Here is an 18,221-nt window from a genome sequence, read left to right as displayed (position 1 = left end):
AAGGGCGATCCGGGAGGTTCGTCAGGTGGCCGGAGCCCCGCCCGGGCGTCCGCACATTGGCGCAATCCGTACGGAGCGCTGCGCTGCGCGTACTCAGAGTGCGGGGCTGCCCGCCACGAGGGGCGCCACCGGGCGGTCGCCGAAGGCCGTCCACGGGCGCCACCCGCCGCTCGGCCGGTCCTGGACACGGGTCCGCACCCGGCCGTCCGCGGTGACGGCGAAGACGTGCAGCCGCCCGGTGGCGTCGAGCGCGACCGCCGGGGTGGCGGCGAGCCCGACGCCGGGCTCGCCGAACTCCGCGCCGGGATCCCAGCTCCCGCCCGGAGCGGTCTGCCGGCGGTGGACGAGCCGGGCGCCGCCCGGAGACAGGGAGAACGCCTCCAGGCGGCCGTCGGCGTTGGCGGCGAGCGCCGGGGCGGCCGCGCTCCAGCCGAACAGCGGCTGCCAGTCGTCCCAGCCGCCGCTCGGCACGGTCTGCCGCCGGTGGAACGTCCCCGCCCCGGACGGTCCGACGGCGACGACGGTCAGCCGGCCGCTGCCGTCCCCGGCCACCCTCGGCGCGGTGCCGGCGGCGGTGCCGAAGGCGTGCCAGGCGCCGGTCCAGGGACCGTCGGGGGACTCCTGCCACCGGTGGCGGATCCCGGAGCCGCCGACCGCGAGGACGAACACCTCCAACCGGCCGTCGGCGTTGGCCGCCACCGCCGGCGGGGCGCCGGCGGCGCCGCCGAAGCCGGGCTCCCACGCCTCCCAGGCCGTCGCCCCGGCCGACCGCTGGCGTCGCCGCGCGAAGGAGGCGACGCCGGGGCTCGGAGCGAAGACCTGGAGCCGGCCGCCGGCGTCGCGGGCGACGGCGGGCGCCGCTCCGGCCGGGCCGCCGAACTCCTCCCAGTCGTACCAGCCGCCGTCCGGCCGCTGCACCCGGTGGTGCAGGTTGACGCCTCCCGGCGCGAGCGAGAACACCTCCAGGCGGCCGTCGGCGTTCCGCCCGAGCGTGGGAACCGCGCCGGCGGGCCCTCCGAAGGCCTCCCACCCCGACCAGGTGTCGGTGGTCGGGTCGAGCTGCACGCGCCGCAGCATCGAGCGGTCGACGGCGTCGAGCGCGAACACCGTGAGCCGGCCGTGGACGTCGAGTCCCGCCGCCGGGTTGTCCGGGCTCTGCCAGGGCGGAGGCGTGTCGCGCCAGTCCAGCGGCGCGACGTACAGGCCCTGCCCGAACCAGCCCGCCGCGCTCGCCCACCACGTGTCCCCGTCGGCGAAGACCTCCACCGCGTGACCGGGGACATGGCCGGCGGGGCCGGTGAGGTCGAAGCGGAACGGGTCGCGCGAGGCGAGCACGTCGGTGCCCGTGTAGCCGTTGCGCGGTCCGATGAACAGGTAGTACCAGCCGTCCCGTTCGACGACGTACGGGGACTCGGTGACCGAGACGGTGGTGTCCGTGCTCGCGTCGGTGAACGCGACGCCCGGCTCGCTCCAACGCACCAGATCGGCGGACCGCCGGTAGGCCACCACATGGTGGCCGCCCGGGCCCGAGAGCTCGGTGTAGTACATGACCCACTCGCCGCCGACCCGAAGGACCATCGGGTCCCGGGCGGCGAGCCCCCGGAACAGCGGACCGGACGGCTCGCGGGTCCAGTCGAACAGGTCGGTCGAGGTGGCGAGGTCGATCGCGGCGCCGTCGGCGCCTCCCGCGGCGTAGAACATCCAGAACCGGCCGTCCGCCTCGACGACGTGCGGGGCCCACAGGTGCTCCTCGCCGAAGTAGGACGGTGCGACGGTGAGCGCGTCGGGATGGGCGGTCCACGGGCCCTGCGGGGTCGGCGCGGAGGCGTGGGCGAAGGAGGTCTCCGCGGAGCTGTCCGGCGCTTCGCCGCGCGGCGCGCCGTCCCCGACGATGCTGAACAGATGCCAGCGGCCCCGGGCCCGGATCAGCGTGTGGTCGTTGAGGTAGCGCGGGCCGGCGGGGGTGGAGGGGTCGTGGACGTGGACGAAGGGCCCCGCGCCGACCCAGCGGGCGGGCGGGACGGCCCCGGGGGCCGCGGCCACGGCGGGGGCGGCGCCCGGGAGGGAGAGCGCGCCGAGACCGGCGGCGCCGCGCAGCAGGTTCCGTCTGCTGATCGGAAGCATGGGTCTCTCCAGGAGGACCGCTCGGCCGGCCGTGCCGTACGGGCTCGGCCGGCCGAGGGGCGAAGGGGGCGGCGGTCGGAGGATCGGTCCGAGGGACGAGGGACGAGGGACGAGGGAGGGGGAGGGGAAGGGCGGGTGCGGGGGAGGCTGGGGATCAGTCGAGCGCGGGTCCCGCGGTGCCGTTGACCCAGACCCAGGAGGACCAGGTCGAGAAGCCGGTCTGCCAGACGTGGTACGTGCCGGCGTGGCTGGTGCCGAAGACCTCGATGCGGCCGTCGGCGTTGGAGGCCGCGGTGACCTCGGTGCCGCCTCCGCCGAAGGTCTCCCACGCGCCGTAGGGCGCGTTCACCCCGGTCTGCCAGGTGTGCACGGCCGTGTCGCCGTTCATGGCGAAGACCTCGACGCGGCCGTCGGCGGTGCGCTCGCTGCTGAGCCGGGAGTCGGCGGGTCCGCCGCTCCCCTCCCATCCCGACCAACGGGAGGGACCCGTCTGGTACTTGTGGAAGACGCCGGCCGGTCCGGAGGCGAAGACCTCGATCCGGCCGTCGGCGTTGTGGTCGACCGTGAGGTCGTGACCGCCGCCGCCGAAGTCGTCCCACGCCGACCAGCCGCCGTTCGGGGACGTCTGGTACTGGTGCTGGAAGGTGCTGCCGTTGAGGGCGAAGACCTCCAGGCGGCCGTCGGGCGACTTCTCCATCTCGATGCGGCCGTCGGCGGGCCCGCCACCGGTCGGCTCCCATCCCGACCAGCCGCCGTTCGGATCCCGTTGGTACCGGTGGAAGACGCCGACCGGTCCGGAGGCGAAGACCTCGATCCGGCCGTCGGCGTTCACGCCGGCCGCGATGTCCCGACCGCCGCCGCCGAAGTCCTCCCAGTCGGACCAGCCGCCCGATGGGGAGAGCTGGTAGCGGTGCCGGAAGGTGCTCCCGTCGATGGCGAACACCTCCAGGCGGCCGTCCGCGTTCGGCGCGATCGCCAGCTGGGCGTTCACGGGTCCGCCGAGCCGTTCCCACTCCGACCAGTCGCGGTTCGCCTCCCGCTGCCAGGCGTGGTGGACCCCGTCCGCCCCGGCGGCGAAGACCTCCAGGCGCCCGTCGGCCGACCGCGCCGCCACCACCCGGCCCGACTCCGCCGGGTGCACCGGGGGCTTGGGGCGCGGACCGCTCCCGGGGACGCAGGGCAGGGTGATGCCGCCCTCCGCGAGGTAGACCTCCGGGTCGATCCCGTACGAGAAGGAGTCGTCCCCCCAGATCCGCAGGTGGAGGTGGGAGCCGTCGGCGTTGCCCTCGGCGCCCATCAGGGCGATCTGCTGGCCGGCCACGACGTGGTCGCCGACCGAGACGTCCCGCCGGTACATGTGCCCGTACTCGGAGGTCCGGCCGTCCGGGTGCCGGACGCGGATCCACTGGCCGTAGTCGCCGACGTACCCGGAGACGGTCACCTCGCCGTCGCCCACGGCGTAGATCGGCGTACCGATGTCGGCGGCGATGTCGACGCCGTTGTGCCCGGGGTGGAACGGCTGGCTGACGAAGCCGACGCTCGGGCAGGCGGTGGCCGATCCGGTGGTCCCGGCCTCGGCCGGGGCGGTGGCGGCCAGCACCGGCAGCAGGGCGGCCGCCGCCGCGAGGACCCGGCTCAGGGCGCGTCGGGACAGTCCGCGGAGCACGGGCTCAGGCCTTGCGGAGGCGGTCGATGACGCCGTCGATGTCGCGCTGCATCATGTCGTGGCGGATGAAGTGGCCGCCGGGCAGCTCGTACCACTCGTGCGGGATGCCCGCGTTGCCGAGCAGGGAGCGGAACTCCCGCTGCCCCGCGAGCACCTGGGTCTCGTTGGCCGTGTCGAACCAGTTGATCGGGTCGGGGCTGGTGCCGGCCACCAGGAAGACCCGCTTGTTGCGGTAGCTCTCGATCCGCTGCACCGGGTTGTCCGCGCTGACCCGGGCCTCGTCCCAGAACGGCACCCCGTAGACCGTGCCGCCGTTCAGGTCGAGCGTCGCCGAGCTCGCGTTGGCCCAGTGACCCACGAGGCCGTTGTCCCGGCGCAGGCTGGCCGGCCCGGAGTGGGCGCTCACCGAGGCGAAGTGACCGTAGTACTTGGCGGCGTACTTCAGCGCGCCGAAGCCGCCCATCGAGAAGCCGGACACGGCGCGGCCGTCGTACTCGGCGTACGTACGGAAGTTCGCGTCGATCCACGGGACGAGCTGCGAGATGTGGAACTGCTCCCAGTTCCGCGGGCCGACGTTGGAGCTCACGGGGTTCGAGTACCAGCCCGCGTGCCCGCCGTCGGGCATGACGACGATGAGCGGCCTGCCCGCGGTCCAGGAGCGGACGCCCTCGCGGTCGAAGGTGATGAAGTCCTGGTCGGTGCCGCCGCCGTGGAGGAGGTAGAGCACCGGGTACCTGCGCCCGCTCCAGTGGTAGTCGTCCGGCAGGAGCACGTTGACGCCGGGGTTCCAGCCGATGGCGGCGGTCTGGAAGCGGTAGTACCACATGCGCGCGTCTGCCTCGTTGCGGTCCACGATGCGCAGCCCGAAGCCGTCCCCGACGGCGGCGGCCGTCCCCGCCGCGGCCAGGACGCCTCCACCGCCCAGGGCCAGCGCGGCCGAGAGGCCGCCGGCGGTCTTGAGGATGTTCCGGCGGGTGGGGTTCTTCGCGCTCAACGTGACCTCCGGGTCGAAGCGGGACGACGGTCGGGAACGTAGCAACGGGACCGGTCCGGGGTGACCCCGGAAGATTGCGGACTGACAGGCGGCGCCGCGTGGGCTAGGGGTGCCGGACGCCGTGAGCCGGGCGGGGCTTTCCGGGCACCTGGGGGGTGCCCTGCCGGGGCGGAGCCCTCCTGTGCCCGGCGCGGCCGCGCGAGTCGATAGCCTGGCCGGATGCTCACCGAAGTCACCGCTACCCGCTATGTGACGCCGCTGCGTGAGGGCGGCTCGCTCCCGGGCATCGTCGAGGCCGACGACCTCGGCACGTACGTCATGAAATTCACCGGCGCCGGCCAGGGGCGCAAGACCCTCGTCGCCGAGGTCGTCTGCGGGCAGCTCGCCCGGAGGCTGGGCCTGCGGGTGCCGGAGCTCGTCACCATCCAGCTCGACCCCGTCATCGGACTCTCCGAACCCGACCAGGAGGTGCAGGAGCTGCTCAAGGCGAGCGGCGGCCTCAACCTGGGCATGGACTTCCTGCCCGGCTCGCTGGGCTTCGACCCGCTCGCGTACGAGGTCGACCCCCGGGAGGCCGGCCGGGTCGTCTGGTTCGACGCGCTGATCAACAACGTCGACCGCTCCTGGCGCAACCCGAACATGCTCGTCTGGCACGGCGACCTGTGGCTCATCGACCACGGCGCCACCATGATCTGGCACCACAACTGGCCGGGCGCCCAGGCCTCCGCCGCGAAGCCGTACGACGCCTCCGACCACGCGCTCGCCCCCTTCGCCCCGGACGTCGCCGCCGCGGCCGCCGAGCTCGCCCCGCTCGTCACCCGCGAGCTCCTGGAGGAGGTCACCGCCGACGTCCCCGACGAGTGGCTCGTCGACGAGCCCGGCTTCGACGGCACGGACGAGGTGCGCGCGGCGTACGTCTCGGCGCTGCTGCCGCGCGCCGCCACCATCCACGAGCGGATCACGCTCGGCCCGCGCACCGAGAGCCGGCCGCAGCAGCCGCCCGGCTGGCTCGCCGAGCGACTCGCGCCCCGGAAGCACACCACCGAGAAGGACAGCACGACGTGACCGACCGCGATGTCTTCGAGTACGCGCTGCTGCGCGTCGTGCCCCGGGTGGAGCGCGGCGAGTGCTTCAACGCGGGAGTGGTCGTCTACTGCCGCGCCCGGTCCTTCGTGGCCGCCCGCACGCATCTCGACGAGGCCAAGCTGACGGTGCTCGACCCGGCGGCCGACGTGACCGGCGTACGGGCCGCGCTGCGCGCCGTCGAGGGGGTCTGTCTGGGCGGCGACGCGGCGGGGCAGGCCGCGCGCGACGACGCGGGGCGGCGCTTCCGCTGGCTGATCGCGCCGCGCTCCACGGTCGTGCAGCCGGGACCCGTCCACACGGGTCTGACCGCCGACCCCGAGGCCGAGGTGGAACGGCTGCTCGACCTTCTCGTCCGATAGCTCGTCCGGTAGGGGCAAAAGGAGTGACCTGGTGCACCCGGTGGGCCGTTGACACCGGGTGCCAGGGCTTCTAGCGTCTCGTCCTGCGGACGATACTAAGCGGTCGCTCATGTGCGGGACGCAGGAGCGGACGGCCGGTTCGGCCGCCACCAGGGACGATCCAAGGGCGAGGAGAACCAAGCATGTCCACCACCGAGCAGCGCGTAGCCATTGTCACGGGTGCCGCACGGGGCATCGGCGCGGCCACCGCGCTCCGCCTGGCGGCCGAGGGCCGCGCCGTCGCCGTGCTCGACCTCGACGAGGCGGCCTGCAAGGACACCGTCGAGAAGATCACCGCCGCGGGCGGCACCGCCCTCGCGGTCGGCTGCGACGTCTCGGACGGCGCGCAGGTGGAGGCCGCCGTCGCGCGGGTCGCCGCCGAGCTCGGCGCGCCGACGATCCTCGTCAACAACGCGGGCGTGCTCCGCGACAACCTGCTCTTCAAGATGTCCGAGTCCGACTGGGACATCGTCATGAACGTCCACCTCAAGGGCGCCTTCCTGATGGCGAAGGCCGTCCAGAAGCACATGGTGGACGCGGGCTTCGGCCGGATCGTCTCCCTCTCCTCCTCCTCGGCGCTCGGCAACCGCGGCCAGGCCAACTACTCGGCCGTCAAGGCGGGTCTGCAGGGCTTCACCAAGACCCTCGCCAAGGAGCTCGGCAAGTTCGGCGTCACCGCCAACGCCGTCGCCCCGGGCTTCATCGTCACCGAGATGACCGCGCAGACCGCCGAGCGCGTCGGCATGGGCTTCGAGGAGTTCCAGGCGGCCGCCGCCTCCATGATCCCGGTGGCGCGGGTCGGCCGCCCCGAGGACGTCGCCAACGCGATCGCGTTCTTCACGGGCGACGACGCCGGCTTCGTCTCCGGCCAGGTCATGTACGTGGCCGGCGGCCCGCTCAACTGACGACCGGCAGCGAGAGGAGGAGGCACGCATGAGCGCACAGGAACGGCCGGAGCTCTCCGGCAGGGTCGCCCTCGTCACCGGCGCCAGCCGGGGCATCGGCTACGGCGTCGCCGAGGCCCTCGTCGCCCGCGGCGACCGGGTGGTCATCACCGGACGCGGCGAGGAGGCCCTCAAGGAGGCCGTGGAGCGGCTCGGGGCCGACCGGGTCATCGCCGTTTCCGGCAAGGCGCACGACGAGGCCCACCAGGCCGCCGCCGTCGAGGCGGCCATGGACGGTTTCGGCTGTCTGGACTTCCTGATCAACAACGCCGGTACGAATCCGGTGTTCGGGCCCATCGCGGACATGGACCTCGGGGTGGCCCGGAAGGTCTTCGAGACGAATGTGATCTCCGCGCTCGGTTTCGCCCAGCGGAGCTGGCACGCCTGGCAGAAGGAGCACGGCGGGGCGATCGTGAACATCGCCTCGATCGCCGGCGTCACCGCCTCGCCTTTCGTCGGCGCGTACGGAATGAGCAAGGCCGCGATGATCAATCTGACCCTTCAGCTGGCACATGAATTCGCGCCGGTCGTGCGGGTCAACGCGATCGCCCCGGCCGTCGTGAAGACGAAATTCGCGCAGCCGCTCTACGAGGGCCGTGAGGCGGAGGCGGCCGCCTCCTATCCGCTCGGCCGGCTCGGCGAGCCCGAGGACATCGGCGGGGCGGCGGCCTTCCTCACCTCGTCGCAGTCGGAGTGGATCACCGGTCAGACGCTCGTCGTCGACGGCGGCATTTTCCTGAACGCCGGAGTCGGGTGACCGATAACCGGACACTTTCCGGATTCCTCTGTCCGGATTGACCCCGGTTGTATGCTGAATGCCTCAAGTGCCCCGGCAGGCTCGAACATTGACCTGGCGGGGTGCTGCGGTATCGTCGGCCGACCCCTGGCTGAACGAGGAGCGTGCACGTGTTCAACCGGACCAGTCTGCAGGCCGCTGCAGCCCTTGTGTCCATATCCCTGGTAACCGGATGCGGTGTCTTCTCGGACAGCGAATCCGCCGGGGAGCAGAGAATCGTCGTCGGCACGACGAGTTCTCCCACCACGCTTGATCCGGCCGCCGCCTGGGACAATTCCTGGGAGCTCTTCCGGAATGTCTTCCAGACCCTGGTGAGTTTCCCGACGGGCAGCACCGCCCCGCAGTCGGACGCCGCCGACTGCAAGTTCACGGACACCTCCAGCAGGGTCTTCGAATGCAAGCTCGTGGAGGGCCTGACCTTCTCCAACGGGCACAAACTGGACGCCCAGGCCGTCCAGTACTCGATCGAGCGCATCCGCAAGATCAACTACAAGGGCGGCCCGAACGGCATGCTCGGCTCGCTCGACAAGATCGACACCGTCGGCGACCGCACCGTCGTCTTCCGGCTCAACAAGTCGGACGCCACCTTCCCCTTCGTCCTCGCCACCCCCGCGATGTCGCTGGTGGACCCGGCCGAGTACCCGGCCGACCAGCTGCGCAAGGACGGCAAGGTCATGGGCTCCGGCCCGTACGTCCTCGACTCGTACACCGAGCGCGAGACGGCGGAGCTGACGAAGAACCCCACCTACAAGGGCTTCGCCGACCGCAAGAACGGCGGCGTCACGATCCGGTACTTCGACGCCTCCGACGCCATGGTCGCCGCGCTCCGGAAGAAGGAGATCGACGCCACCTACCGCGGCCTCACCGCCGAGGAGGTCGTCGCCCTCCAGGAGGACAAGCCGGAGAACAAGGGTCTCCAGCTCGTCGAGTCGACCGGCGCCGACATCCGCTACCTGGTCTTCAACACCCAGGACAAGTCCGTCTCCAAGCTCCCCGTCCGCAAGGCCATCGCCCAGCTCGTCGACCGCGACGAACTGGTCAACAAGGTCTACCAGGGCACCGCCGAGCCCCTGTACTCGATGGTGCCCAAGGGCATCGCCGCCCACACCACCAAGTTCTTCGACCGCTTCGGCTCGCCCAGCGAGCAGAAGGCGAAGAAGATCCTCCGCGAAGCCGGCATCACCGAGCCCGTCGAGCTGGACTTCTGGTACACCACCGACCGCTACGGCTCCTCGACGGCCGCCGAGTTCACCGAGCTCAAGCGGCAGCTGGAGGAGTCCGGCCTCTTCAAGGTCACCCTGCACGGCAAGCCCTGGAAGGAGTTCCAGGCGGGCTACCAGAAGGGCGAGTACCCGGTCTTCGGCCGCGGCTGGTTCCCCGACTTCCCGGACCCGGACAACTTCGTCGCCCCCTTCGTGGGCAAGGAGAACGTCCTCGGCACGCCCTACGAGAGCTCCCGGATCACCAACGAACTGCTCCCGAAGTCGCGCCGCGAGAGCGACCGCGGGACCGTCACGGACGAGTTCGTGGAGGCCCAGGAGATCATGGTCAGGGACGTCCGGCTGCTGCCCCTGTGGCAGGGCAAGCTGTACATCGCGGCCGGCGAGGACATCGGCGGCAGCGAGCGCGCCCTCGACCCGCAGACGGTCATGCAGATGTGGGAGCTGAGCCGCCGCGCCAGCTGGTAGCGGGCCTGCGGGGGCCACTGTCAGTGGCCCCCGGTAGGTTCTCGGGCGGAGTGACAGGAACGTCCACCGGAGGTTGTTGACCGTGACCGACACCAGCATGCTGCCCGAGTCCTGGCGGGGTGTCCTCGGCGAGGAGCTGCAGAAGCCCTACTTCGCCCAGCTCACCGAGTTCGTCGAGGAGGAGCGCGCCAAGGGGCCGGTCTTCCCGCCGAAGGACGAGGTCTTCGCCGCCCTCGACGCCACCCCGTACGACAAGGTGAAGGTCCTGATCCTCGGTCAGGACCCCTACCACGGCGAGGGCCAGGGCCACGGTCTCTGCTTCTCCGTCCGCCCCGGGGTGAAGACCCCGCCCTCCCTGCGGAACATCTACAAGGAGATGCACGAGGAGCTCGGCCACCCGATCCCGGACAACGGCTATCTGATGCCGTGGGCCGAGCAGGGCGTCCTCCTGCTCAACGCCGTCCTGACGGTCCGCTCCGGCGAGGCGAACTCGCACAAGAACAAGGGCTGGGAGAAGTTCACCGACGCGGTGATCACCGCGGTCGCCTCCCGCCCCGACCCCGCCGTCTTCGTCCTGTGGGGCAACTACGCGCAGAAGAAGCTGCCGCTCATCGACGAGGAGCGGCACGTCGTGGTGAAGGGCGCGCACCCCTCGCCGCTGTCGGCGAAGAAGTTCTTCGGCTCCCGGCCCTTCACCCAGATCGACGCGGCCGTCGCGGCCCAGGGACACGAGCCGATCGACTGGCGCATCCCGGACCTCGGCTGAGCCTCGGCCCGATCCGGGCCGGGTGCGGCTAGCGTCGTCACTCCCAGTGGGTGAGCGGGTGGAGGTCGCGGTGACCGAGCAGCAGGTGTCGGACGACGGGGTCATGACCAGGATCGGGCAGGCCATGATGCTCCTCCACGGCGGCGACCGCGAGGAGGCCCGCAACCGCTTCGGGCTGCTGTGGCAGCAGATCGGCCCGGACGGCGACCCCCTGCACCGCTGCACCCTCGCGCACTACATGGCGGACGCCCAGGACGATCCCGACACCGAGCTGGCCTGGGACCTGCGGGCGCTGAGCGCGGCCGAGGGGCTCGTCGAGGAGCGGCCGGCCGCGCACGACTCGGCGGCCGCCCTCCGGGCGCTGTACCCCTCGCTCCACCTCAACCTGGCCGCCGACTACGTCAAGCTCCGGCGGCCCGACGCCGCGCGGGTCCATCTGGACCGGGCCCGCGCCGCTTCGGACCACCTCGACGACGACGGCTACGGGAACGGGGTGCGGGCCGCGATCGAGCGTCTGGAGCTGCGGCTCAGGGACGCGTGACCGGCCGACCCGCGGGGGAGGATCATCGGCCGTACGCGCCGTGACAGATCCTGGCCTGGGAGCTGTCGCGGTCCCAGCCGCCGTACCGCTCGCCGAGGTCGCAGACGTCCGCCCGGGAGACCGGCGGGTTCCGCGGCAGCCCCTCGAGCTCCGGCAGCGCGGGAAGGTCAGGCCGGGCCGCCGGGCGCGGACGCTCGTGCTGTGGCGGTAAGGGGGCGGGGCGCGGTTTCTCCGGGCGGGGAGGCGTCACCGTCCGCCGGTGCTGCCCCGCGGGAGGTGCCGCGCGGGGCGCGGCGGACGGCGGGGGGGCGGGAAGAGCCGCTTCGAGGGCCTCGCGGGCCGGCCCCTCGACGATCTGCGGTGCCACGTCCTGGGCGGGGACGGTGCCGGCCGCGGGGGCGGGGACGGGGGCCGTCGGAGGGGCGTCCACCGAGACGCAGCCCGCCAGGGCGGCGACCGCCGCACCGACCAGGATCTTCACTGTTGTTCGGGTTCCATGCACCCGCGCAACTCTGCTGCTCCGTACGCGATCTTCGCGCCCCTACCGGCGGGGAATGCCCCGCACGGGTGAGCCGTGCGGGGCCCGGTCTTGACCGGTCCGGCCGGGCTCAGTCCCCGGTCGCGCCGTCGATGCGCTCGCGGATGAGGTCCGCGTGGCCGTTGTGGCGGGCGTACTCCTCGATCATGTGGAGGTAGATCCACCGGAGGTTGAAGGTCTCGCCGGTGCGGTGCTCGCCCGCGCCCAGGTCGTCGAGGCCGCGGCCGGCGGCCAGCGTGCGCGCGTGGGCGATCTCGGCCTGCCAGGTGGCGTGGGCCTCCTCGTAGGTGTCCTCGTCCGTGACGTGGATGTCCCGGTCGTGGTCCTCCTCCGTCGAGTAGATCCACTCCGCCTTCTCGCCGGCCAGGACACGGCGGAACCAGCCGCGCTCGACCTCGGCCATGTGCCGGACCAGGCCCAGCAGGTTGAGGTCCGAGGGCGGGGCGGACGGGGTGCGCAGCTGGGTGTCGTCGAGCCCCTCGCACTTCATCGCGAGGGTCGCGCGGTGGAAGTCGAGCCACTGCTCCAGCGCCTCGCGCTCGCCCGTGGTGGTGGCCGGGTCGACGCGTGGGGTGGTGTCGGTGCGTTCGGTGGTCATGGGCGGCATCGTCTCCCATGATCGCGGGCGGCGCCAGGGGGCGTCGTGGCGATCGGACGTCGCGAACCCGGCCCGACCGGCGGGACGCCGTCCAGGGGTTCCGCGCTCTGCCCCACCCGCCGTCGGCCGGCCGCGTCAGGCGAGGTCGCCGAGCATGCCGCGCAGCAACTCGTCCAAGCCGGTGCGCAGTTCGGCACGGCTCGGCACGGCCTCGTGGAAGGAGCCCGCGGCGCAGGAGAACATCAGCCCCTCGCTCCAGGCGATCAGCGAGAGCGCGTGCCGTTCGGGCTGCGGGGAACCGGCCCCCGCCATCATCGCGATCAGCGGGGTGTGGAACGTCGAGCCGGCCGAGTCGAAGAAGGTGCGCAGCTCGGGCCGGCGGGTGGCCTCCAGGGCCAGCTCGTAGCGGGAGACGAGCAGGGAGCGGTGGTCGGTGAGGTAGCGGTGCAGGGCGAGGGCGAGCGCGTCGACCAGCGCGTCGCCGCCGCTCTCCGGGCCGGGCAGCTCGTGCGGGGTGAGGACCTCGGCCTCCCGCTGGACCTGGCGCCGCACGGCCGTCTCCAGGAGGGCCTGGCGGGTGCGGGCGTGGTTGGAGGTCGAGCCCTGCGGCAGACCGGCCCGCTCGTCCACGGCGCGGTGGGTCAGGCCCCGCATCCCGCGCTCGACGAGGAGGGCGAGGGCGGCGTCGCCGATCCGTTCGGCGCGGGAGGCGGAGGTCTCCGGGGCGGGGCTTCCGGCGGTGGCACGAGTCATGGGGACAACCTACTACCGGCGTGACTACACCTGTAGTAGCGTCGCGAGGGAAGGGGTCACTACACCTGTAGTAACCGTTCTGCCCCATCCTGCCTCGCCCGTCTTCACCGCCCCGAACCGCCCTGAACCCCCTGAACCGTCCGAACCACCCGGCCCGTCCGAACCATCCGAACCGTCCGAACCGAGGAGCAGTCATGGAACAGCGGCACCGCGCCGTCATCGTCGGAGCCGGCATCGGCGGACTCACCGCCGCCGTCGCCCTGAACCGGCGCGGCTGGCAGGTCACCCTCCTCGAACGCGCCACCGACCTCGCCCCCGTCGGCGCCGGCATCGCCCTCGCCCCCAACGCCCAGCGCGCCCTCGACGTCATCGGCCTCGGCCACCGCGTCCGCGAGCTCTCCGCCTGGCAGGGCGACGGCGGCATGCGCACCCCCGGCGGCCGCTGGCTCTCCCGCACCGACGCCAAGGCCGCCGCCACCCGCTTCGGCGGGCCCCTCGTCCTCCTCCACCGGGCCACCCTCGTCGACATCCTCACCTCCGCCCTCCCCGAGGGCGTCGTCCGCACCGGCGCGACCGCCACCGTCACCGACCCCGGCGACGACCGCCGCCCCGCCCGGCTCACCGTCTCGGACGCCGGGACCACGGACCGCGGCGGGATCGAGGCCGAGCTCGTCGTCGCCGCCGACGGCATCCACTCGGCGACCCGCCGGACGCTCTTCCCCGGCCACCCCGGCCCCCGCTACTCCGGCAGCACCAGCTGGCGCGTCGTCGTCCCCGCCCCCGCCCGGCCCTTCGCCCCGCACGAGACCTGGGGCGCCGGCCGGCTGTGGGGCAGCCAGCCCCTCAAGGACGGCCGGGTCTACGCGTACGCCATGGCCGTGGCCCCCGCCGGCGCCCACGCGCCCGACGACGAGAAGGCCGAACTGCTCCGGCTCTTCGGCGACTGGCACCACCCCGTCCCCGAGATCCTCGCCGGGGTCACCCCCGACCGGATCCTGCGGCACGACGTCCACCACCTGCCCGATCCGCTGCCCGCCTTCCACCGGGGCAGGGTCGCCCTCCTCGGCGACGCCGCGCACGCGATGATGCCGAGCCTCGGCCAGGGCGGGAACCAGGCCGTCGAGGACGCCGTCGTCCTCGCCCACCACGCCCGTACCGACCCCGGCTTCGTGCCGGGCCGCGCGCTCGCCGCGTACACCGCCGAGCGGCTGCCGCGCACCACCGCCATCGTCCGCAAGGCCGCCCGCACCGGCGCGATCACCATGCTCTCCGGCCGCCCAGCCGTCGCCCTCCGCGCCGTGGCCGTCGGCGCCGTCTCCCGCTTCGGGCCCGGCCTCGCCCTGCGCGGCTTCGACGGCATCTGCGACTGGCACCCGCCCGTCGACCCGGTCCCTCCGGCCGGGGACGCGACCCGTCCCGCGTAAGCTGACCGGCGCGAACGACCCCTACGGCCGGGGCCGTCGAACGACGACAAGGGAGAGCCCGTGAAGGTTGGCTGCATCGGACTCGGCGACATCGCGCAGAAGGCCTACCTCCCCGTCCTCGGCACCCTGCCCGGGGTCGAACTCCACCTCCAGACCCGCACCCCGGCGACCCTGGAGCGGGTGGCCGACACCCTGCACCTGCCCGCCGACCGGCGCCACCGCGACCTCGACTCGCTGCTCTCCGCCGGCCTCGACGCGGCCTTCGTCCACGCCTCCACGGCCGCCCACGCCGAGATCGCCGGCCGGCTGATCGAAGCCGGCGTCCCCACGTACGTCGACAAGCCCCTCGCGTACGAGTACGCCGACTCCGAGCGGATCGTGGAGCTCGCCGAGAAGCGCTCCGTCAGCCTCGCCGTCGGCTTCAACAGGCGCCTCGCCCCCTCCTACGCCCAGTGCCTCGACCACCCGCGCGAGCTGATCCTCCTCCAGAAGAACCGCGTCGGCCTGCCCGAGGACCCCCGCACCCTCGTCCTCGACGACTTCATCCACGTCGTCGACACCCTGCGCTTCCTGCTGCCCGGCGAGGTCGAGCACATCGACGTGCGCGCCCGGATCCGAGAGGGGCTCATGCACCACGTGGTGCTCCAGCTCTCCGGGGACGGCTTCACCGCCATCGGCATGATGAACCGGATGAACGGCTCCACCGAGGAGGTCCTGGAGGTCTCGGGGCAGGACACCAAGCGCCAGGTCCTCAACCTCGCCGAGGTCGTCGACCACAAGGGGCAGCCGACCGTGCGCCGCCGCGGCGACTGGGTGCCCGTGGCCCGGCAGCGCGGCATCGAGCAGGCGGTCCTCGCCTTCCTCGACTCGGTACGGGACGGCCGGGTGCTCAGCGCCCGGGACGCCCTGCTCACCCACGAACTGTGCGAGCGCGTCGTCCGCGAAGCCCTGGCCCAGGCGTCCTGACCGCCCGTCAGGCGCGGCGCCAGCGCTCGTCGACGACGACCGAGGAGAGCCGCCAGCCGTCGGCGGTGCGGCGCGCCGCGAAGGCGTAGCGCCCACCGCAGACGAACTCCTCGCCGGTGGCGAACCGCATCGGGTTGACGTAGTCGGCGCCGATGTCCGCCCGGTCCCCGGCCTCCGGGTATCCGCCCGGCTCCCGGAACCGCACCCGCCGGTTCACGATGAGGTGCTGGCGTACGGGAAAGAGGGGCAGCGTCGCGGCGAGCCAGTCCGCGACCTCCTCCGCCGGCCCCTCGATCCCGCCCGAGCCGCGGTAGTCGGCCCTGCCGTCCGGGGTGAACAGACCCCGGTAGGCGCTCCAGTCGCCCTCGTCCACGGCCGCCGCGTAGCCGGTGACCAGGTCGTCGAGGGCGAATCGGTCCATCACGGTCGCGAGGTCCACGCGCTGCGTCATCGGTTCAGTGTCGGGCAGCGGAGGCCGGGGGCCAAGGGGTGTGCGGCGGCGGCCGCCGGTCATACTGGCCGCCATGCGCGTGAACATCGACCCCGCTCTGACCGACCGCACCTCCTTCTACCGGCTGCTGACCGCCACCGTCGTGCCCCGGCCGATCGCCTGGGTGTCCACGGCCTCGGCCGACGGCACGGACAACCTCGCCCCGCACTCCTTCTTCACCATCTCCTCGGTCGCGCCGCCGGTCGTGCAGTTCACCTCCGTCGGGCGCAAGGACTCGCTGCGCAACGTCGAGGAGACGGGGGAGTTCGTGGTGAACCTCGCCCCCGAGGGGCTCTTCGAGCGGATCAACGCCACGGCGACCGACTTCCCGCGCGGGGTGAGCGAGTTCGACGCGTGCGGCATCGAGCGGGAGCCGAGCCTGCGGGTGAAGCCGCCGCGGGTCGCCCAGTCGCCGGTGGCCCTGGAGTGCGAGCTGCACAGCACACTGCGGATCGGCGACTCCACGGTCGTCTTCGGCCGGGTCGTGCACGCGGCGGTCGACGAGTCCGTCATGGTCGACGGCCACCCCGAGATGACCCTGATGCGCCCGCTGACCCGGCTCGGCAGGAACGAGTGGGGCACCCTGGGCGGCATCGAGGAGATCGCCAGGGTGCCCTACCGCGCCTGAGGCCGCCGGCCGGCTGTCGGGTCAGCCCGCGGACTCGCCCGCGTGCGGGCTGAGCACACCGGCCGAGACCAGCACGATCAGCAGGATGCCGAGCAGGATCCGGTAGATCACGAAGGGCATGAAGGACTTCGTGGTGATGAACTTCATGAACCACGCGATCACCGCGTAGCCGACGGCGAAGGCGATGATCGTGGCGAAGATCGTCGGGCCCCAGGACACGTGGCCGCTCTCGCCCGCGTCCTTCAGCTCGAACACGCCCGAGGCGAGCACCGCCGGGATGGCGAGGAGGAAGGAGTACCGGGCCGCCGCCTCACGGGTGTAGCCCATGAACAGACCGCCGGAGATCGTCGCGCCCGAGCGGGAGACGCCGGGGACGAGCGCCATCGCCTGGCAGACGCCGTAGATCAGGCCGTCCTTCACGCCGAGGTCCTTGAGCGTCTTGCGCTCGCGCATCGCGCGGTGCCGGCCGCCTATCTCGTCCCGGGCGGCGAGCCGGTCGGCGATGCCGAGGACGACGCCCATCACGATGAGGGTGGCCGCCGTGATCCGCAGGTCGCGGAAGGGGCCCTCGATCTGGTCCTTGAGCGTGACGCCGAGGACGCCGATCGGGATCGAGCCGACGATCACCAGCCAGCCCATCTGGGCGTCGTGGTCGGAACGCATCGCCTTGTCCGTGAGGGAGCGGAACCAGGCCGAGACGATCCGGGCGATGTCCTTGCGGAAGTAGATCAGGACCGCGGTCTCCGTGCCGATCTGGGTGATCGCGGTGAAGGCCGCACCCGGGTCGTGCCAGCCGGCGAAGGCCGCGGTGAGGCGGAGGTGCGCGCTGGAGGAGATGGGAAGGAACTCCGTCAGCCCCTGTACGAGTCCGAGGATGAACGATTCGAACCAACTCATGGGGCTAGGGCCGTCCCGTTATGTACGTGTGCGGTCAGAAGGTCGTGCGCAGAGTACATGCCCAAGATGACGGGCCCGTGGCGAGGTCCGCGGCGCTACCGGAGCACCGCCTCCCGCTCCGGCTCGGGCTCCCCGGCCGCAGCGCCGGCCGCGGCCCGCAGGCCGTGCCGCTTGCGCCAGGCCACCACCGCCGCGCCGAGGCCCGACAGGACGATGAACCCCGCCGAGAAGAGGAACGCCGGCGAGCCCGGCGAGCCGGCCCGGGCACCCGCCACCACGTACGCCGCCGTGTTCGGCAGGGCGCCGAGCGCCGTGGCGACCAGGAAGGGGACGTACCGCATCCGCGAGACGGCCGCGCAGTAGTTGGCCGCAGCGAACGGCACCCCGGGGAACAGCCGGATCGCCAGCATCGAACGGAACCCGTGCCGGCTCAGCTGCCCGTCCGCCGCCGTCAGCCAGCGGCCCCGCACCAGCGGCCGCAGCGCGTCCTGCCCCAGGACCCGGCCGAGGGTGAACGCGATCCCCGCGCCGAGCACCGTCCCCGCCAGCGCCCCCGTCAGACCGGCCGCGGCGCCGAAGAGCGCGCCCGCCGCCAGGTTGAGCACCGGACGCGGTACGAACGCCGCCGCGCACACCCCGTACGCGAGGCCGAAGAGCAGCACCGCCCCGGCACCGCCCGTGTACGGCGGCCAGCCCGAGGCGAGCATCCGCTGCGGCTGGTAGAGGACCACGAGGGAGGCGGCCGTGAGCAGCAGGAGCGCGAGCAGCGACAGCCGCGCGCGGGGGGAGAGCAGGGCCCGGGAACAGCGGACGGCGAGGGAGCCCGGCGGCCTGGGGACGGGAGCGAGCATTCGGGGAGAGTAACGGACGCGCCCGTAGGAGCGCCGTAATGTGTGTCATGTCCGTCCGGGCGCGCCCGGAGCG

The 18,221-nt window shown here is 72.9% G+C and carries 19 protein-coding genes; 10 read left to right on the top strand and 9 right to left on the bottom strand.

Annotation, left to right across the window (positions count from 1 at the left end; all coding sequences use genetic code 11):
• Positions 1-93: 93 nt before the first annotated feature.
• The 3 genes from ACFYUZ_RS34875 to ACFYUZ_RS34865 form a co-directional block, all read right to left on the bottom strand.
• Positions 94-2,124: a family 43 glycosylhydrolase gene (locus ACFYUZ_RS34875; protein WP_389316119.1), complete on the bottom strand. Its 2,031-nt coding sequence runs from the start codon at positions 2,122-2,124 to the stop codon at positions 94-96.
• Positions 2,125-2,278: 154 nt separating this feature from the next.
• The gene (locus ACFYUZ_RS34870) at positions 2,279-3,790 is read right to left on the bottom strand and encodes a peptidoglycan DD-metalloendopeptidase family protein (RefSeq protein WP_389316118.1); all 1,512 of its coding nucleotides are present in this window, start codon (positions 3,788-3,790) and stop codon (positions 2,279-2,281) included.
• Between the two features lie 4 nt (positions 3,791-3,794).
• On the bottom strand, positions 3,795-4,784 hold the full coding sequence (locus ACFYUZ_RS34865) for an alpha/beta hydrolase (protein ID WP_389316116.1): 990 nt from the start codon (positions 4,782-4,784) through the stop codon (positions 3,795-3,797).
• 219 nt (positions 4,785-5,003) lie between these two features.
• Here ACFYUZ_RS34865 and ACFYUZ_RS34860 point away from each other — a divergent pair, with 219 nt between their 5' ends.
• The 7 genes from ACFYUZ_RS34860 to ACFYUZ_RS34830 all read left to right on the top strand — a co-directional run bounded on the left by ACFYUZ_RS34860 (position 5,004) and on the right by ACFYUZ_RS34830 (position 11,003).
• Entirely contained in the window at positions 5,004-5,849 is an 846-nt protein-coding gene (locus ACFYUZ_RS34860) for a HipA family kinase (protein ID WP_093877217.1), read from the top strand.
• Positions 5,846-6,229: a DUF3037 domain-containing protein gene (locus ACFYUZ_RS34855; protein ID WP_030686313.1), complete on the top strand. Its 384-nt coding sequence runs from the start codon at positions 5,846-5,848 to the stop codon at positions 6,227-6,229. Before ACFYUZ_RS34860 ends, ACFYUZ_RS34855 begins: the two co-directional genes overlap by 4 nt.
• Positions 6,230-6,411: 182 nt before the next feature.
• Entirely contained in the window at positions 6,412-7,173 is a 762-nt protein-coding gene (gene fabG / locus ACFYUZ_RS34850) for a 3-oxoacyl-ACP reductase FabG (RefSeq protein WP_093877218.1), read from the top strand.
• Positions 7,174-7,201: 28 nt separating this feature from the next.
• Entirely contained in the window at positions 7,202-7,969 is a 768-nt protein-coding gene (locus tag ACFYUZ_RS34845) for an SDR family oxidoreductase (RefSeq protein WP_389316113.1), read from the top strand.
• Between the two features lie 149 nt (positions 7,970-8,118).
• Positions 8,119-9,696 (top strand): ABC transporter substrate-binding protein, encoded by a 1,578-nt coding sequence (locus ACFYUZ_RS34840; protein WP_389316111.1) that lies wholly within the window; start codon positions 8,119-8,121, stop codon positions 9,694-9,696.
• Between the two features lie 82 nt (positions 9,697-9,778).
• Entirely contained in the window at positions 9,779-10,462 is a 684-nt protein-coding gene (gene ung, locus ACFYUZ_RS34835) for a uracil-DNA glycosylase (RefSeq protein WP_030686303.1), read from the top strand.
• Positions 10,463-10,565: 103 nt separating this feature from the next.
• Positions 10,566-11,003: a hypothetical protein gene (locus tag ACFYUZ_RS34830; RefSeq protein WP_389316211.1), complete on the top strand. Its 438-nt coding sequence runs from the start codon at positions 10,566-10,568 to the stop codon at positions 11,001-11,003.
• 22 nt (positions 11,004-11,025) lie between these two features.
• Here the strand turns inward: ACFYUZ_RS34830 and ACFYUZ_RS34825 are convergent, their stop codons facing one another.
• The 3 genes from ACFYUZ_RS34825 to ACFYUZ_RS34815 form a co-directional block, all read right to left on the bottom strand.
• The gene (locus ACFYUZ_RS34825) at positions 11,026-11,484 is read right to left on the bottom strand and encodes a hypothetical protein (protein WP_389316109.1); all 459 of its coding nucleotides are present in this window, start codon (positions 11,482-11,484) and stop codon (positions 11,026-11,028) included.
• 127 nt (positions 11,485-11,611) lie between these two features.
• Positions 11,612-12,148 carry a DinB family protein gene (locus ACFYUZ_RS34820; RefSeq protein WP_389316107.1) on the bottom strand — a complete coding sequence of 179 codons (537 nt, stop codon included), beginning with the start codon at positions 12,146-12,148 and terminating at the stop codon, positions 11,612-11,614.
• A 126-nt stretch (positions 12,149-12,274) separates the two neighbouring features.
• Positions 12,275-12,892 (bottom strand): TetR/AcrR family transcriptional regulator, encoded by a 618-nt coding sequence (locus ACFYUZ_RS34815; RefSeq protein WP_389316105.1) that lies wholly within the window; start codon positions 12,890-12,892, stop codon positions 12,275-12,277.
• Positions 12,893-13,086: 194 nt separating this feature from the next.
• Between ACFYUZ_RS34815 and ACFYUZ_RS34810 the strand changes: the two genes are divergently transcribed.
• Positions 13,087-14,316: an FAD-dependent monooxygenase gene (locus tag ACFYUZ_RS34810; protein WP_389316103.1), complete on the top strand. Its 1,230-nt coding sequence runs from the start codon at positions 13,087-13,089 to the stop codon at positions 14,314-14,316.
• 60 nt (positions 14,317-14,376) lie between these two features.
• On the top strand, positions 14,377-15,282 hold the full coding sequence (locus ACFYUZ_RS34805; protein WP_389316102.1) for a Gfo/Idh/MocA family protein: 906 nt from the start codon (positions 14,377-14,379) through the stop codon (positions 15,280-15,282).
• Between the two features lie 7 nt (positions 15,283-15,289).
• Here the strand turns inward: ACFYUZ_RS34805 and ACFYUZ_RS34800 are convergent, their stop codons facing one another.
• On the bottom strand, positions 15,290-15,733 hold the full coding sequence (locus ACFYUZ_RS34800) for a nuclear transport factor 2 family protein (RefSeq protein ID WP_389316100.1): 444 nt from the start codon (positions 15,731-15,733) through the stop codon (positions 15,290-15,292).
• 73 nt (positions 15,734-15,806) lie between these two features.
• On the opposite strand from ACFYUZ_RS34800, the gene ACFYUZ_RS34795 reads away from it, so the two are divergent.
• Complete coding sequence (locus tag ACFYUZ_RS34795) at positions 15,807-16,400, top strand: flavin reductase family protein (protein WP_389316099.1); 594 nt, start codon at positions 15,807-15,809, stop codon at positions 16,398-16,400.
• A gap of 21 nt (positions 16,401-16,421) precedes the next feature.
• On the opposite strand, the gene ACFYUZ_RS34790 is transcribed toward ACFYUZ_RS34795, so the two are convergent.
• Positions 16,422-17,297, bottom strand: coding sequence for an undecaprenyl-diphosphate phosphatase (locus tag ACFYUZ_RS34790; protein WP_389316097.1), 876 nt, complete (start codon positions 17,295-17,297; stop codon positions 16,422-16,424).
• A gap of 95 nt (positions 17,298-17,392) precedes the next feature.
• On the bottom strand, positions 17,393-18,148 hold the full coding sequence (locus tag ACFYUZ_RS34785) for a TVP38/TMEM64 family protein (protein WP_389316095.1): 756 nt from the start codon (positions 18,146-18,148) through the stop codon (positions 17,393-17,395).
• Positions 18,149-18,221 lie beyond the last annotated feature (73 nt).

The sequence above is a fragment of the Streptomyces sp. NPDC004266 genome, from assembly GCF_042874095.1.
In the GTDB taxonomy this organism is placed as follows: domain Bacteria; phylum Actinomycetota; class Actinomycetes; order Streptomycetales; family Streptomycetaceae; genus Streptomyces.
The sequence above is the reverse complement of the archived record's forward strand: the minus strand, read 5'-3'. Positions and strand labels throughout refer to the sequence as shown.

What these genes read in the sequence shown, in the direction of transcription:
- ACFYUZ_RS34875 (WP_389316119.1), bottom strand. Translation starts at nt 2,124, where the DNA reads ATGCTTCCGATCAGCAGACGGAACCTGCTGCGCGGCGCCGCCGGTCTC.
- ACFYUZ_RS34860 (WP_093877217.1), top strand. Translation starts at nt 5,004, where the DNA reads ATGCTCACCGAAGTCACCGCTACCCGCTATGTGACGCCGCTGCGTGAG.
- fabG (WP_093877218.1), top strand. Translation starts at nt 6,412, where the DNA reads ATGTCCACCACCGAGCAGCGCGTAGCCATTGTCACGGGTGCCGCACGG.
- ACFYUZ_RS34845 (WP_389316113.1), top strand. Translation starts at nt 7,202, where the DNA reads ATGAGCGCACAGGAACGGCCGGAGCTCTCCGGCAGGGTCGCCCTCGTC.
- ACFYUZ_RS34830 (WP_389316211.1), top strand. Translation starts at nt 10,566, where the DNA reads ATGACCAGGATCGGGCAGGCCATGATGCTCCTCCACGGCGGCGACCGC.
- ACFYUZ_RS34820 (WP_389316107.1), bottom strand. Translation starts at nt 12,148, where the DNA reads ATGCCGCCCATGACCACCGAACGCACCGACACCACCCCACGCGTCGAC.
- ACFYUZ_RS34815 (WP_389316105.1), bottom strand. Translation starts at nt 12,892, where the DNA reads ATGACTCGTGCCACCGCCGGAAGCCCCGCCCCGGAGACCTCCGCCTCC.
- ACFYUZ_RS34810 (WP_389316103.1), top strand. Translation starts at nt 13,087, where the DNA reads ATGGAACAGCGGCACCGCGCCGTCATCGTCGGAGCCGGCATCGGCGGA.
- ACFYUZ_RS34800 (WP_389316100.1), bottom strand. Translation starts at nt 15,733, where the DNA reads ATGACGCAGCGCGTGGACCTCGCGACCGTGATGGACCGATTCGCCCTC.
- ACFYUZ_RS34795 (WP_389316099.1), top strand. Translation starts at nt 15,807, where the DNA reads ATGCGCGTGAACATCGACCCCGCTCTGACCGACCGCACCTCCTTCTAC.
- ACFYUZ_RS34790 (WP_389316097.1), bottom strand. Translation starts at nt 17,297, where the DNA reads ATGAGTTGGTTCGAATCGTTCATCCTCGGACTCGTACAGGGGCTGACG.
- ACFYUZ_RS34785 (WP_389316095.1), bottom strand. Translation starts at nt 18,148, where the DNA reads ATGCTCGCTCCCGTCCCCAGGCCGCCGGGCTCCCTCGCCGTCCGCTGT.